Source organism: Cellulomonas humilata (genome assembly GCF_013359775.1).
Classification (GTDB): Bacteria; Actinomycetota; Actinomycetes; order Actinomycetales; family Cellulomonadaceae; genus Cellulomonas; species Cellulomonas humilata.
The window spans coordinates 43,251-56,876 of sequence record NZ_JABMCI010000067.1 but is presented as its reverse complement, the minus strand read 5'-3'; the positions used below and the strand labels follow the sequence as shown (position 1 = coordinate 56,876).

The 13,626-nt window shown below is 72.0% G+C and carries 16 protein-coding genes; 5 read left to right on the top strand and 11 right to left on the bottom strand.

Features of this window, described 5'->3' with window-relative positions; translation table 11 throughout:
• Nucleotides 1-29: 29 nt before the first annotated feature.
• Nucleotides 30-1,373, top strand: coding sequence for an FAD-binding domain-containing protein (locus tag HP550_RS13905; protein WP_175348279.1), 1,344 nt, complete (start codon nucleotides 30-32; stop codon nucleotides 1,371-1,373).
• Here HP550_RS13905 and HP550_RS13900 read toward each other — a convergent pair.
• Entirely contained in the window at nucleotides 1,370-2,374 is a 1,005-nt protein-coding gene (locus HP550_RS13900; protein WP_175348278.1) for a hypothetical protein, read from the bottom strand. The two genes, HP550_RS13905 and HP550_RS13900, sit on opposite strands and share 4 nt — an antisense overlap.
• A 101-nt stretch (nucleotides 2,375-2,475) precedes the next feature.
• Here HP550_RS13900 and HP550_RS13895 point away from each other — a divergent pair, with 101 nt between their 5' ends.
• Nucleotides 2,476-3,069, top strand: coding sequence for a TetR family transcriptional regulator (locus HP550_RS13895; protein WP_175348277.1), 594 nt, complete (start codon nucleotides 2,476-2,478; stop codon nucleotides 3,067-3,069).
• Here HP550_RS13895 and HP550_RS13890 read toward each other — a convergent pair.
• The 4 genes from HP550_RS13890 to gatC form a co-directional block, all read right to left on the bottom strand.
• The gene (locus tag HP550_RS13890) at nucleotides 3,066-3,611 is read right to left on the bottom strand and encodes a GNAT family N-acetyltransferase (RefSeq protein ID WP_175348276.1); all 546 of its coding nucleotides are present in this window, start codon (nucleotides 3,609-3,611) and stop codon (nucleotides 3,066-3,068) included. The genes HP550_RS13895 and HP550_RS13890 overlap by 4 nt on opposite strands.
• A 122-nt stretch (nucleotides 3,612-3,733) precedes the next feature.
• Nucleotides 3,734-5,230, bottom strand: a complete 1,497-nt coding sequence (gene gatB / locus HP550_RS13885) for an Asp-tRNA(Asn)/Glu-tRNA(Gln) amidotransferase subunit GatB (RefSeq protein ID WP_175348275.1) — start codon at nucleotides 5,228-5,230, stop codon at nucleotides 3,734-3,736.
• Nucleotides 5,227-6,759, bottom strand: a complete 1,533-nt coding sequence (gene gatA, locus HP550_RS13880; RefSeq protein ID WP_175348274.1) for an Asp-tRNA(Asn)/Glu-tRNA(Gln) amidotransferase subunit GatA — start codon at nucleotides 6,757-6,759, stop codon at nucleotides 5,227-5,229. Before gatA ends, gatB begins: the two co-directional genes overlap by 4 nt.
• A complete protein-coding gene (gatC, locus tag HP550_RS13875; RefSeq protein ID WP_175348273.1) occupies nucleotides 6,756-7,055 on the bottom strand; it encodes an Asp-tRNA(Asn)/Glu-tRNA(Gln) amidotransferase subunit GatC in 300 nt (99 codons plus the stop codon). Before gatC ends, gatA begins: the two co-directional genes overlap by 4 nt.
• 46 nt (nucleotides 7,056-7,101) lie before the next feature.
• On the opposite strand from gatC, the gene HP550_RS13870 reads away from it, so the two are divergent.
• The 3 genes from HP550_RS13870 to HP550_RS13860 all read left to right on the top strand — a co-directional run bounded on the left by HP550_RS13870 (nucleotide 7,102) and on the right by HP550_RS13860 (nucleotide 8,774).
• Entirely contained in the window at nucleotides 7,102-7,677 is a 576-nt protein-coding gene (locus tag HP550_RS13870; RefSeq protein WP_175348272.1) for a DUF5655 domain-containing protein, read from the top strand.
• 159 nt (nucleotides 7,678-7,836) lie between these two features.
• Complete coding sequence (locus HP550_RS13865) at nucleotides 7,837-8,004, top strand: hypothetical protein (protein WP_175348271.1); 168 nt, start codon at nucleotides 7,837-7,839, stop codon at nucleotides 8,002-8,004.
• Between the two features lie 11 nt (nucleotides 8,005-8,015).
• Nucleotides 8,016-8,774: a PH domain-containing protein gene (locus HP550_RS13860; protein WP_175348270.1), complete on the top strand. Its 759-nt coding sequence runs from the start codon at nucleotides 8,016-8,018 to the stop codon at nucleotides 8,772-8,774.
• Here the strand turns inward: HP550_RS13860 and HP550_RS13855 are convergent.
• The 6 genes from HP550_RS13855 to HP550_RS13830 form a co-directional block, all read right to left on the bottom strand.
• On the bottom strand, nucleotides 8,758-9,261 hold the full coding sequence (locus HP550_RS13855; RefSeq protein ID WP_175348269.1) for an OmpA family protein: 504 nt from the start codon (nucleotides 9,259-9,261) through the stop codon (nucleotides 8,758-8,760). The two genes, HP550_RS13860 and HP550_RS13855, sit on opposite strands and share 17 nt — an antisense overlap.
• Nucleotides 9,258-9,821, bottom strand: coding sequence for a hypothetical protein (locus HP550_RS13850; protein ID WP_175348268.1), 564 nt, complete (start codon nucleotides 9,819-9,821; stop codon nucleotides 9,258-9,260). Before HP550_RS13850 ends, HP550_RS13855 begins: the two co-directional genes overlap by 4 nt.
• 59 nt (nucleotides 9,822-9,880) lie before the next feature.
• A complete protein-coding gene (locus tag HP550_RS13845) occupies nucleotides 9,881-10,294 on the bottom strand; it encodes a pilus assembly protein CpaE (RefSeq protein ID WP_175348267.1) in 414 nt (137 codons plus the stop codon).
• Between the two features lie 27 nt (nucleotides 10,295-10,321).
• Nucleotides 10,322-11,323 carry a sugar phosphate isomerase/epimerase family protein gene (locus HP550_RS13840; RefSeq protein WP_175348266.1) on the bottom strand — a complete coding sequence of 334 codons (1,002 nt, stop codon included), beginning with the start codon at nucleotides 11,321-11,323 and terminating at the stop codon, nucleotides 10,322-10,324.
• A 2-nt stretch (nucleotides 11,324-11,325) separates the two neighbouring features.
• Nucleotides 11,326-12,468 (bottom strand): Gfo/Idh/MocA family protein, encoded by a 1,143-nt coding sequence (locus tag HP550_RS13835; protein WP_175348462.1) that lies wholly within the window; start codon nucleotides 12,466-12,468, stop codon nucleotides 11,326-11,328.
• 98 nt (nucleotides 12,469-12,566) lie between these two features.
• Nucleotides 12,567-13,616: a substrate-binding domain-containing protein gene (locus tag HP550_RS13830; protein WP_175348265.1), complete on the bottom strand. Its 1,050-nt coding sequence runs from the start codon at nucleotides 13,614-13,616 to the stop codon at nucleotides 12,567-12,569.
• Nucleotides 13,617-13,626: the final 10 nt, after the last annotated feature.

The window sequence follows — 13,626 nt, the reverse complement described above, 5'->3', positions numbered from 1 at the left end:
GGTGGCGGCCCCACGGCTACCGTCGCCGGGTGCCCTCGCTCCACTGGTTCCGCCGCGACCTGCGGCTCGCGGACAACCCCGCGCTGCTCGCCGCCGTCGAGGAGGCCCGAGTCGCCGACGACGAGGTCGTGCCCCTGTTCGTCGTCGACCCCGCCCTGTGGCGCGCCGCGGGGGCGCCGCGCCTGGCCTACCTCGCGCGCAGCCTGCGCGCGCTGGACGAGGCGCTCGACGGCCGGCTGGTCGTCCGGCACGGCGCCGCCTCGTCGGTGCTCCCCGCGGTCGCGCGCGAGGTCGGGGCGCCGAGCGTGCACGTCACGGCGGCGACCGAGCCGTACGGCCGGCGTCGCGACGAGGCGGTGGAACGCGCCCTCGACGTCCCCCTGGTCCGTACCGGCTCGCCCTACGCGGTTGCGCCCGGCCGGCTGACCACGCAGGCGGGCACCCCGTTCCAGGTGTTCACCCCGTTCCGCGGCGCGTGGCTGGACCACGGCTGGTCCGTCCCTGCTCGACGACCGCAGCGGGTGCCGTGGGCCGACGTCCCGTCCGACGGCGTCCCGGACGAGCCGGGCACGGACGTGGACCTCCCCGCTGCGGGCGAGCGCGCCGCGCATGCCCGGTGGGCGGCCTACGTGCAGGACGGTCTGGCCGAGTACGGCACCCTGCGGAACCGGCCCGACCTGGACGGCACGTCGATGCTCTCGATCCCGCTCAAGTACGGCGAGCTGCACCCGCGGACGCTCCTGGCGGACCTGACGCAGGCGCCGTTCGACACGGCGACGTTCCGGTCCGAGCTGGCCTGGCGCGAGTTCCATGCCGACGTGCTCTGGCACCACCCCTGTGCCGCGCGTCGGTCACTGCGGGCCGTGGTCCCGGAGGACTCGTGGGACGACGGTGACGCGTCGTTCGCCGCGTGGGCCGAGGGCCGGACCGGTTACCCGTTCGTCGACGCCGGCATGCGCCAGCTGCGCGCGCTCGGCTGGATGCACAACCGGGTCCGCATGGTGGTGGCATCGTTCCTGGTCAAGGACCTGCACGTGCGCTGGCAGCGGGGCGCCCAGCACTTCATGGACTGGCTCGTGGACGGTGACGTGCCGCAGAACCAGCTCAACTGGCAGTGGGTGGCCGGCACCGGCCGGGACGCCGCGCCGTACTTCCGGGTGTTCAACCCGGTGACGCAGGGCGAGCGGTTCGACCCCGACGGCGCCTACGTGCGCGAGTGGGTGCCGGAGCTTCGCGGGATCCCCGGGCGCGCCGTGCACCAGCCGTGGAGGCTGGGGCTCGAGGCACCCGAGGACTACCCGGCCCCGATCGTGGACCACGCGGTGGAGCGCAAGGTGGCCCTCGACGACTTCCACCGCGGGCGCGACGCCTAGACGGTCACGAGCTCCGGGGTGGCCTCCTCGACCGCGGCGGCAGTCGCCGCTCCCGCGTCGCGGAAGTGGCCCACGGTCGCGAGCAGCAGGCCGAGCACCGCCCACGATGCGAGCGCGACCCAGAGCTGCGTGGTGTCGGCGTGCGGGAAGTACGACTCGTCGCGCAGCAGCGCTGCCGCGGCCCCCGGGGGCATCCACTGGCCGATCGCACCCCACGGCGTCGGCAGCATCTGCCACGGCTGGGCCGCCGACGCGATCGGGTTGGCGACGAGCAGGAAGAGCACCGGCCCGATCGCGATCCCCGCGCGGCCGACCACCGACACGCACCCGACGATCACCCCGGCGACCGCCAGGATCGCGAGCGCGACGATGCCCGCATTCACAGCGTAGGAGCCGGCCAGCGCACCGAACCAGCCCTGCAGGACGCCCGCGACCGCGAGCCCCCCGAGCACCGAGTAGCCGACGACCGCGGTGATCCGGCGCCACACGCCGACGACGGTGAGCGAGATCGCGATGCCGCCGATCATCCCGCCGATGACCAGCGGGAACGTGACCGCGCCGAGGACGGCACCGCGAGGGTCGCCCTCGACGAAGGGCGCGATGTCGGTCACCCGGACGGGTGCCCCCACCTGCGCCTGCAGGGCCGGCGCCAGGGCGGCGAGCTGCTGCGCGACGAGCGGGCTGCCCCCCGACGCGGTGAGGATCTCCGGCTGCGCGCCGAGCACGACCGCGCCGTACGCCTCGCGCGTCTCGATCAGGTCGACGGCGGCGCTTCGGTCTTGCGCGGCCACGACGTCGAACGCGCCGGGCGCCCGCTCCTGGAGCGCCGTGGCGAACGGATCGACGGCGGCGGGCGGTCCGGCGACGGCGACCGGGAGGTCCCGCGGCTCGGACGTGACCGCCGGCCACAGGAAGGCGAGCGCCAGCACGGTCAGGACGGCAGCGAGGCCGGCGCCGAGGCCGAGCAGGCGTCGCCACGGGGTGTGCGGCTGCGTGTGCATGACAGGTCCTCTCGTCTAAAGCGAACGTTCGTTCTTCTAGAGAATCGTCGTCCTCCCGTGTCACGCTTGTCAAGAACGATCATTCGTTTTTATGCTGCACCGTGCCCAAGGTCACCGAGGAGTACCGCGTCGCCCGGCGGGACGAGATCGCCGAGGCCGCGCTTCGCGCGTTCCGTCGCAAGGGGTTCCAGGCCACGTCGATGGCGGAGATCATCGCGGAGTCCGGGCTGTCCGCCGGCGCGATCTACGGCCACTACCCGAGCAAGGCCGCCATCGTCGTCGACGTCGCCACGAGAGTCGTCGGGTCGAGGATCGTCGACCTGCGGAACCTGGCGGACCAGGACCCGCTCGCTGCCCCGCCGACCGTGCCGCGCACCCTCATCACCGGCATGCGGCGCGAGGTCGGAGACCCCTCGGTCCTCCTGCAGCTGTGGGGCGAGGCCGTCACCGAGCCCGAGCTGCGCGCGCTCGTCCTCGACGTCATCCTGCAGCTGCGCGGCGCGCTCACCGCCTACGTCTCGGTCTGGCACCAGCGCACGTACGGCGTGGCGGTCGAGGAGGCAGACATCCTCGCCGCCGAGCAGGTCCCTCTGCTGATCTCGGCCGTGCAGGGCTATGTCCTGCAGTGGTCGGTGCTCCCCGACTTCGACCCGGACGCCTACCTGGCCTCCGTCGAGAAGTACCTGCCCCGCTAAGGGATCTGGCTCGCCCGGAACTCGTCCTCGAGCAGCCCCATGAGGATCCCGTCGCACCAGCCCTCGCCGTCGCGGTACGCGTCCCGCTTACGCCCCTCGATGCGGAACCCGAGGTTCTCGTACAGGGACTTGGCGCGCGCGTTGATGCTCAGCACGTCGAGCTCCACCCGGTGCAGGCCCAGGCCGTCGAACGCGAGCCCGAGCATCAGCTGGATCGCCTCGGTGCCGTACCCGCGGCCGCGGTAGCCCGGACGCATCGCGAGCCGGAGGTTGGCGGACCCGACGACGTCGTCGATGTCGTTGAGCACGATCTCGCCGAGGTACTCGTCGGACCCGTTCACGGTGACCGCCAGGTCGATCCGTCCCTCGGCGGAGGCGATCGCCTCGCACCAGGCATCGATCTCGGGCCGGGTGAACACCGCGGTCGTGCCGGTCAGTCGCCGCCCGTCGGGGTCGCTCACCGACTCCCAGACCGCGTCCGCGTCATCCGCCCGGATCGGTCGGAGCACGATCATCTCGCCCTGGAGCGTGGGCTTCTCCATCGCTGCCTCCTCGTCCCTGCTCACCAGCGGCGAACGCTACGGCCCGGGTATGGCGGGGACGTTACCGGCGGATCACGCCGCACGGTCAGCGCCCCGCCGCAGCGGGGCGCTGACCAGTGCCGTCACTGCGCGATGCGCTCCAGCAGCAGCTCGCGGACGCGGCCGGCGTCGGCCTGCCCGCGCGTCGCCTTCATGACCGCACCGATGATCGCGCCGACCGGCCCGAGGTTGCCCGAGCGGATCTTCTCCGCGATGTCCGGCTGCGCGGCGAGCGCCGCGTCGATGGCCTCGAGCAGCGGGCCGTCGTCGGACACGACCTCCAGGCCGCGCGCGACGAGCACCGTCTCCGGGTCACCCTCGCCCGCGAGCACGCCCTCGAGCACCTGGCGGGCCAGCTTGTCGTTGATCCGGCCGTCGTCGACCAGCTTCTGGAGCTGCCCGACCTGGGTGGGCGTCACGGGCAGGTCGGCCAGCTCGACCTCCTGCTGCTTGGCAGTGCGCGCCAGCTCGCCCATCCACCACTTGCGCGCGGCGGCCGGGCTGGCCCCCGCGGCGATCGTGGTCTCGATGAGCTCGACGGCGCCGGCGTTGACCACGTCGCGCATCTCGGCGTCGGCGTACTGCCACTCCCCCTGCAGCCTCCTGCGTCGCGCGGCCGGCAGCTCGGGCAGGCGTGCGCGGATCTCCTCGATCCACGCGCGGTCCGGGGCGATCGGGACGAGGTCGGGCTCCGGGAAGTACCGGTAGTCCTCGGCGTCCGACTTCACGCGGCCGGACGCGGTGGTCCCGGTGTCCTCGTGCCAGTGGCGCGTCTCCTGGATGATCGCCACACCGTCGTCGAGCACGCCCGCCTGCCGGCTGACCTCGTACCGCACGGCCCGCTCCACCGACCGGAACGAGTTCACGTTCTTGGTCTCGGTGCGGGTGCCCAGGGGCGACCCGGGCGTCGGGCGGATCGAGACGTTGACGTCCGCGCGCACGTTGCCGCGCTCCATGCGGGCCTCGGAGACCTCCAGCGCACGGAACAGGTCCCGCAGGGTCTGCACGTACGCACGTGCCACCTCGGGCGCCCGGGCGCCGGCACCGGTGATCGGCTTGGTGACGATCTCGACCAGCGGGATGCCCGCGCGGTTGTAGTCCACCAGCGAGTACTCGGCGCCGTGGATGCGTCCGTCGGAGCCGCCGATGTGCGTGTTCTTGCCGGCGTCCTCCTCCATGTGCGCGCGCTCGATCTCGACGCGGAAGATGCTGCCGTCGTCGAGCTCGACGTCGACCCAGCCCTCGTACGCGATGGGCTCGTCGTACTGCGAGGTCTGGAAGTTCTTGGGCACGTCCGGGTAGAAGTAGTTCTTCCGGGCGAACCGGCAGGTCTGCGCGATCGAGCAGTTCAGCGCCAGGCCGATGCGGATCGCGTACTCGACCGCGAGCCCGTTGACCACGGGCAGCGATCCCGGGAGGCCGAGCGAGACCGGCGTGATCGAGGTGTTCGGCTCCTCGCCGAACCCGGCCGGTGCCCCGTCGAACATCTTGGTCCTGGTGCCCAGCTCGACGTGCACCTCGATGCCGATGACGGTGTCGTAGCGCTCGACGGCGTCGTCGTAGTCGACCAGGGTGCTCATTTTCCGGCCTCCAGTTCTGTTGCGAGTTCAGGAGCCTTGAGCAGCAGCGGCCCGCCCCACTCGTTCTCCAGCAGCGCCTCGAGCGCGGCACCCACGCGGTACAGCCGGTCGTCGGCCTTGGCCGGGGCCAGCACCTGGAACCCGACCGGCAGGCCGTCGTCGGACAGCCCGCTCGGCAGCGACAGGCCCGGCACACCCGCGAGGTTGGCCGGGATGGTCGCGACGTCGTTCAGGTACATGGCCAGCGGGTCGTCCAGCTTCTCGCCCAGCTTGAACGCCGTGGTCGGCGCCGTCGGGGACACCAGCACGTCCGCCGTCTCGAACGCCGCGGTGAAGTCGCGCTGGATGAGCGTGCGGACCTTCTGCGCCGAGCCGTAGTAGGCGTCGTAGTAGCCCGCCGACAGGGCGTAGGTGCCCAGGATGATCCGGCGCTTGACCTCGTCGCCGAAGCCCTGCCCGCGGGTGGCGGACATGACGCGCTCGGCCGTCGGGTTGTCCTCGGGCACGACGCGCAGGCCGAAGCGCATGCCGTCGAACTTGGCCAGGTTGCTCGACGCCTCCGCGGGGAGGATCAGGTAGTAGGCCGCGAGCGCGTAGGTGAAGTGCGGGCAGGAGACCTCGACGATCTCGGCGCCGGCCCCCCGCAGCAGCTCGAGCGACTCCTCGAACCGCGCGAGCACGCCGGGCTGGTAGCCCTCGCCCTGGAGCTCGCGGATGACGCCGACGCGCACGCCCGACAGGTCGCCGTTCGCACCCTGACGGGCCGCGGCGACGAGCGCCGGCAGCGGCTCGTCGATGGACGTCGAGTCGCGCGGGTCGTGGCCGCCGATGAGCTCGTGCAGCAGCGCGGAGTCGAGCACCGTGCGCGTGACGGGACCGGCCTGGTCCAGCGACGACGCCAGCGCGATGAGCCCGTAGCGGGACACCCCGCCGTACGTGGGCTTGACGCCGACCGTGCCGGTGACGGCCGCGGGCTGACGGATCGAGCCGCCCGTGTCCGTGCCGATCGCCAGGGGCGCCTCGTAGGCGGCGACCGCCGCGGCGGACCCGCCACCGGAGCCGCCGGGGATGCGGTCGAGGTCCCACGGGTTGTGCGTGTTGCCGTAGGCGGAGTGCTCCGTGGACGACCCCATGGCGAACTCGTCCATGTTGGTCTTGCCCAGGATCGGCAGGCCCGCGGCCTTGAGCCTCTCGACGAGCGTCGCGTCGTACGGCGGGATCCAGCCCTTCAGGATCTTCGAGCCGGCGGTCGTCTCCAGGCCCTTGGTGACGACGACGTCCTTGACCGCGATCGGCACGCCCGCGAGCGCGTGCAGCTCCTCACCGGCAGCGCGACGGGCGTCGACGTCCGCGGCGGCGGCGAGCGCGGCGTCGCCGCTGACCTGGAGGAACGCGTGGATCGCGTGGTCCACGTCGGCGATCCGGTCGAGGTGCGCCTGCGTCACCTCGACACTGGACACCTCCTTGGCCGTGAGCTTGTCCGCGAGCGCGGCGGCAGACAGCCGAGTCAGCTCGGTCCCGCCGCTCATGCGTCCTCCCCCAGGATCTGCGGGACCGCGAACTTGCCGTCGATGTGCTCCGGGGCGGCGGCGAGCACGAGGGCGCGGTCGAGCGGCTCCACGGGCACGTCGGGGCGGAACACGTTGGTCAGCGGCAGGGGGTGGCTGGTGGCCGGCACGTCGGGCGTGGCGATCTCGCTCACGCGGGCGACCGACTCGACGATGACGTCGAGTTCGCCCGCGAGGCGGTCGAGCTCCGTCGGTGTGAGGTCGATCCGTGCCAGGCCCGCCACGCGCGCGACCTCGTCGCGAGAGAGGGTGGACATGGGTCGGAGTCTAGACGGTGGGGACCGGCTGCCTACGCTGGGCAGCATGGCGACGAGCCCCGACGACATGCGGGCAGCGGTGACCGCGAGCATGGCCGACCGGACCGGCCGGACGCTCGACGCGTGGGCGACGTTGGTGCACGACACCAGCGGCGTCGACCCGCTGGACCAGAACGCGGTGCGGCGCTGGCTCAAGGACGTGCACGGCGTCCCGCAGAACAGCCGGTGGACGATCGCGTTCGAGGTCGCCGAGCGGGCCGGCTGGGTGCGCCCGGACGTCGACGGCTACGTCGACCGCCAGTACGCCGGCCGCACCGCTGGGCTGCGGCCCGTGTACGACGCGCTGGAGGCGGCACTCCTGGGGCTCGGCGAGGACGTGCGCCGGGAGGGCCGGTCGACCTACGTCCCGTTCGTCCGCGCGCGCCAGTTCGCCGCCGTCGCCGCGACCACGGCCACGCGGGTGTACGTCGGGCTGCGGTTCGTCGACCCGCCGTCCCACCCCGACCTCGTGCCGGCGAAGGCGCCCGGGTCCGCCACCCACAAGGTCGGCGTCACGCACGTCTCCCAGGTCGAGGGCCTCCTGCCGTTGCTGCGCGCGGCGTACGAGCAGAACGGCCGGTAGTCGGACACTCGTTCACTTTCCCGGTGTGTGCTCCCCGCTCGGCACCGCCCGGTAAGTACGCTTTGCCGGGACTGGTGGTGTCGGCCGGCCCCTGCGCCGCGGGTCGCGATCCGCCGCTGCCCCCGACCGTGCTCCCCCACCGTGCCTGCGAGGACCCCTATGCCGCCGAAGCTCAAGACTGCGCTCTTCTGGATCGTCGCGATCTTCCTCGTGTACGCCATCATCACCAGCCCCGACCGCGCCGCCGACCTCGTGCGCGCCCTGTGGGACATCATCGTCAGCGCGTTCTCCAGCTTCGGCCGGTTCTTCGCCAACCTGGCCGAGTGACGTGAGCTGACATGCCCACCGTCGAGCAGACCCTTGCGGGGCACCGGACGCTGCGCAAGTACGTGCTGCCCGGCGAGCGCGTCGTCCTGACGCGCCGGTCCCACTGGGCCAAGCTCGTGGAGCCCTGCGTGACCACGCTCGCCGGTTTCGTGCTCGTGGCGTGGCTCGTCGACGTGGCCGGCCCCGTCGTCGGCGACCGGTCGGCCTGGCTGTGGTTCCTGTGGTTCGCCCTGCTCACCCGGCTCGGCTGGCGGGTGCTCGACTGGCGCAACGAGTGGTTCGTCGCCACCGACAAGCGCATGCTGATGCTCTACGGGCTGATCACGCACAAGGTCTCGATGATGCCGCTGGTCAAGGTCACCGACATGCGGTACTCGCGGTCCATCGCCGGTCGCGTGCTCGGCTACGGCGAGTTCACGCTGGAGTCAGCCGGACAGGACCAGGCGCTGAGCCGCATCGCGTGGGTGGCCGACCCCGACGCCACCTACCGCGAGCTGTGCGGGATCATCTTCACGCCCGCCCAGGCGACGCACTTCCGGCCGCCGTCCGTCGCCGTGCGCCGACCGGCTGCGGTGCCCGACGGCCAGCCCGATTGGCCGCCCGTCCGCCCCGGCGACACCCAGCCGATCCGGATCCCACCCCGAGCGACGCCCGGAGGAGACGCTGCCGGGTGGGCGGTGTCGGGCGACGCGGGCACCTTCGTGCCGATCCACGACCCCGTCCAGCGCTATCCCCGGAACGAGCAGAACGGTCCTAGCCGGCCCAGCTGAGCTCGACGCGACGGTTCCTCGCCATCGCCTGCTCGTCCGTCTCGGACACGGCCGGCTCGCTCGACGCCTTGCCGACGACCGCCAGCACCAGGTCGGGACGGTGGGCACGCAGCACCGCCGCCACGGCCTCCGCGCGGGCGGCGGACAGCGGGAGGTTCACGGCGTCCCCGCCCCGCGAGTCGGTGTGGCCCTCGACGGTCACCTGGGCACCCGCGGGGATCTGGTCCAGCTGCGCCGCGACGGCAGCCTGCGCGCTCTCGTCGACGACGGCGCTCGCATACGCGAAGAGCACGTCGGAGCCGATGGTCAGAGTCACGCCGGCGGAGGTGGGCTTCGGGGGCTCGACGCGCTCCACACTGCCCTCGAGGGAGTAGGTGCTGACGGAGCGCTCGATCTTCTCGGCCGACGGCTCGGGCGCGTCGGCGCGGTCGACGTACGCGAACGGCAGCAGCATGCCCACCACGACGAGGACCGGCACCGCGCTCATGCGGTCACCTCGACGCCCGGGACCTCGAGTGCCCAGCCGTCCATGGTCAGCGTGAACGCCTCGACGTCGTCCTCGGGGGCCGCGTAGACGAACCAGGAGGAGAGCGTCTCGTCGTTCTCGGTCCGGGTGTCCTCGTTGGTCAGCCAGTCCTGGGGGCCCTCGCCGGTGATCACCGAGTAGCGCTTGAGGTGCTCACGGTCGAGCAGCTCCGGGAAGATGAAGAAGAAGTTGTTGATCATCGACAGGGTCATCCCGTCCTCGGGCTTCACCAGGTGCGGCGTGAAGTCGACGCGGAGGGTCATGGTCGTGCCGTTGTCGTCCAGGACGAGCGAGCGGACGGCGACGTCGACCGTTCCGCGCTCGTCGGGCAACGTGGCGACGACCGGCTCGACAGACACCTCTGGCGTCGCCGACGCACTGGCGTCGGCGGTCGCCGTCTCCGACGTCGCGGGCTCCGGGTCGGGCTCAGGTGACGTGCAGGCCGTGAGCCCCAGGACTGCCACGACGCTGAGCGCCGCGATCGACGCGCGGGCACGGGGGTGGTGCGGGGATGTCGGCATGCCGCGCATCCTCGCAAACCCTCACGGCCGCCGCTGGCCGGACCGAGGGGTGGGCGGGACTACACGCGGTCGACGGCGGCGGCCACCAGCGCCAGCAGCGCCTGCGCGTAGGCGTCCGCCGCCGTGTCCGCGGTGAAGAGGCGCTCCGGGCGGCCCGAGTGCTCGATGACCACCCCGAACTGCCCGTCGGTGGACCGAGCGAGGCTGCGGAACGTGCCGCCCAGGAGCTCGCGCAGCTGGTCCTCACGGGGCAGCCACAGGGCGTCCTCCTGCGCGACCGAGTCGAGCGCCCACTCCGTGGTCCCGTTGAAGCCCAGGACGGTGCCGGTCGGGTACTCGTGCGGCTCCACCACCATGTCCGAGATCGTGAACACCTGGTCCTCGAGCGTCCGGACCGCGAACCGGTCACCCGGCAGGGGGTGCCATCGCAGCCCGGCCTCGTGGAGCTGAAGGGCACGCTCGACGGAGATCATCGCCCCAGTATCCGCCCGGGCATCCGCTCAGCGCGTGCTGAACGCCGCGTCGAAGGAGGCCGTCGGCGGGTCGAACGCGTTGCGCTTCACGAACTCCAGCGCCTCGGGAGCGCCGAGCAGCCGGTCCATCCCCGCGTCCTCCCACTCCACGGAGATCGGCCCGTCGTACCCGATGGAGTTCAGCGCCCGGAACGACGCCTCCCACGGCACGTCGCCGCGGCCGGTGGACACGAAGTCCCAGCCGCGCCGCAGGTCCGCCCACGCCAGGTGCGAGCCGAGCCGGCCGTTGCGGCCGTTGCCCAGCCGGAGCTTCACGTCCTTGCAGTCGACGTGGTAGATCCGGTCGGCGAACTCGAGGATGAAGTCGACGGGGTCCAGCTGCTGCCAGATGAAGTGGCTGGGGTCCCAGTTGAGCCCGAACGCCTCGCGGTGGCCGATCGCCTCCAGGGTGCGCACGGTCGTCCAGTAGTCGTAGGCGATCTCGCTGGGGTGCACCTCGTGCGCGAACCGCACGCCCACCTCGTCGAACACGTCGAGGATCGGGTTCCACCGCCTCGCGAAGTCCTGGTAGCCCGCGTCGACGGCCTCCTGGGAGACCGGCGGGAACATGGCGACGTACTTCCAGATGCTCGATCCGGTGAACCCGACGACGGTCTTCACGCCGAGCTTCGCGGCGATCCGCGCGGTGTGCTTCATCTCCTCGGCCGCGCGCTGCCGGACGCCCTCGGGGTCCCCGTCGCCCCACACGACGTCGGGCAGGATGTCGCGGTGCCGCTGGTCGATCGGGTCGTCGCAGACCGCCTGGCCCTTGAGGTGGTTGGAGATCGCGTAGACCTTCAGGCCGTACTTCTCCAACAGCGCGAGCTTCCCGGCGACGTACTCCTCGTCGTCCCAGCGCCAGGGGTCCAGGTGATCGCCCCAGCACGCGATCTCCAGGCCGTCGTACCCCCAGCCGCTGGCCAGTCGCGCGACCTCCTCGAACGGCAGGTCCGCCCACTGGCCGGTGAACAGGGTGATCGGTCGCGCCATGGTCAGCTCTCCTTCGCCACAGGTGTCCACGTGCTGTTGTCGGCCGCGGACCGCTCCACGGCGTCGAGCACCCGCTGCACCGCGAGACCGTCGGCAAAGCTCGGCTCCGGCTGCCGACGCGACGCGATCGCCGTGATCAGGTCGACCGCCTGGTGCGTGAACGCATGCTCGTACCCGAGGCCGTGACCCGCAGGCCACCAGGCTGCCACGTAGGCGTGCTCGGGCTCGGTGACGACGATCCGCCGGAAGCCGGCCTCGGCGGCGGGCTGCGACGCGTCGAAGAAGTGCAGGACGTTCATGTCCTCGAAGTCGAACGCGAGCGACCCGGCCGAGCCGTTGATCTCGAGGCGGATCGCGTTCTTGCGGCCCCACGCGAACCTGGTGGCCTCGAACGTGGCCAGTCCCCCGCCGGACATCCGGCCGAGGAAGATCGCGGCGTCGTCCACGGTGACCGGTCCGGTCTCGGTGCCCGCCGTGCCGTGCAGACCCGAGTGCGCGGAGGCGATCGGGCGCTCCTTGACGAACGTCTCCAGCACCGCCGAGACGCCCGTGACGGACTCCCCGGTGACGAACTGCGCGAGGTCGACGATGTGCGCGCCGATGTCCCCGAGCGCCCCCGACCCGGCCTTCTGCTTGTCCAGCCGCCACGACAGCGGCGCCTGCGGGTCGGCGATCCAGTCCTGCAGGTACTGGGCACGGACGTGCCGGACCGTGCCGATGCGGCCGTCCGCCACGAGTGTGCGGGCCAGCTGGATGGCGGGGACGCGGCGGTACGTGAAGCCGACCATCGCCAAACCCGGGGCGCGCTCGGCGGCCCGGACCATCGCCTCGGCCTCCTCGACCGAGTTGGCCAGCGGCTTCTCGCACAGCACGTGCTTGCCGGCCTCGAGCGCGGCGATCGCGATCTCGGCATGGGTGTCGCCGGGGGTGCAGATGTCGACGAGGTCGATGTCGTCCCGGGAGACGAGCGCCTTCCAGTCCGTCTCCGTGCTGGACCACCCCAGCTTCTCGGCGGCGGCCTGCACGGCTGCCGCGTCGCGCCCGGCGACGGCGGCCATGTCAGGACGCAGCGGCAGGTCGAAGAACCGGGGGGCGTTGCGCCAGGCCTGCGAGTGCGCGACGCCCATGAACGCGTACCCGACCATGCCGATGCCCAGGCGTGGGACTGCTTCTGTCACGACTCCTCCTTCTGGCCCCGGGCGGGTCCCCTGCGGTGGGACCCGCCCGGCTCGGTCAGGTTGGCTCAGGACTCGAAGGCCGTGGGCAGGTACTGCTCGACGTTCTCCTTGGTGACCACGGGTGCGTACAGCTGGATCGTGCGCGGCACCTCGACCTCGACCAGGTCGCTCATCGACTTGCCCTGCACCAGCAGCCGGGCCAGCTTGATGCCGTCCGCGGCCTGCGTGGACGGGTAGATGACCGTGGCCTTGAGCACGGAGTCGTCGGCCTGGATGGCCTCCATGACGTTCTTCGAGCCGGCGCCGCCGACCATGATGAACTCGTCGCGACCGGCGTTCTCGATCGCCGCCATGACGCCGACGCCCTGGTCGTCGTCGTGGTTCCAGATGGCGTCGAGCTCCGGCGCCGCCTGGAGCAGGTTGGCCGCCGCGGCCTCGCCACCCTGGACCGTGAAGTCGGCCGCGACGCGGTTGCTCACCTCGAGGCCGCAGGCGGAGAGCGCGTCGGAGAAGCCCCGGCTGCGGTCCTGCGTCAGGGGCAGCGAGTCGATGCCGGCGATCTCCGCGACCTTGGCGTCGGGGGTGCCGCCCAGCTCGCCGCAGATGTACGCACCGGCGCTGACGCCCATGCCGTAGTTGTCGCCGAGGATCGTCGTGCGCGCAGCGTCGGAGTCCTCGAACTCGCGGTCGACGTTGACGACGACGATGCCGGCCTGCATGGCCTTGATGGCGACCTCGGTGAGGGCGGCCCCGTCGAACGGCAGCAGGACGATCGCGTCCACGCCGTCGTTGATGAACTGCTCGATCTGGCTGATCTGCAGGTTCACGTCGTTGGTGGCCTCGGCCTGCACCAGCTCGACGTCGGAGTACTTGGCGGCCTCGGCGACAGCGGACTTGGTGATCGAGCCCATCCAGCCGTGGTCGGCCGCCGGGGCGGAGAAGCCGATGACGACCTTGTCGCCGGGCTCGTCGTTGCCGGTGGCTGCGGCGGCCGGCGCCTGCGCGGCACCGGTGTCCTCGGCCTCGGGGGTGTTGGACGTGCAGCCGACGACGAGTGCGAGGGCTGCCGCGGTGCCGGCGGCGGCGAGCCACCTGCGGCACGTGGATGAAGACATGACGATCCTC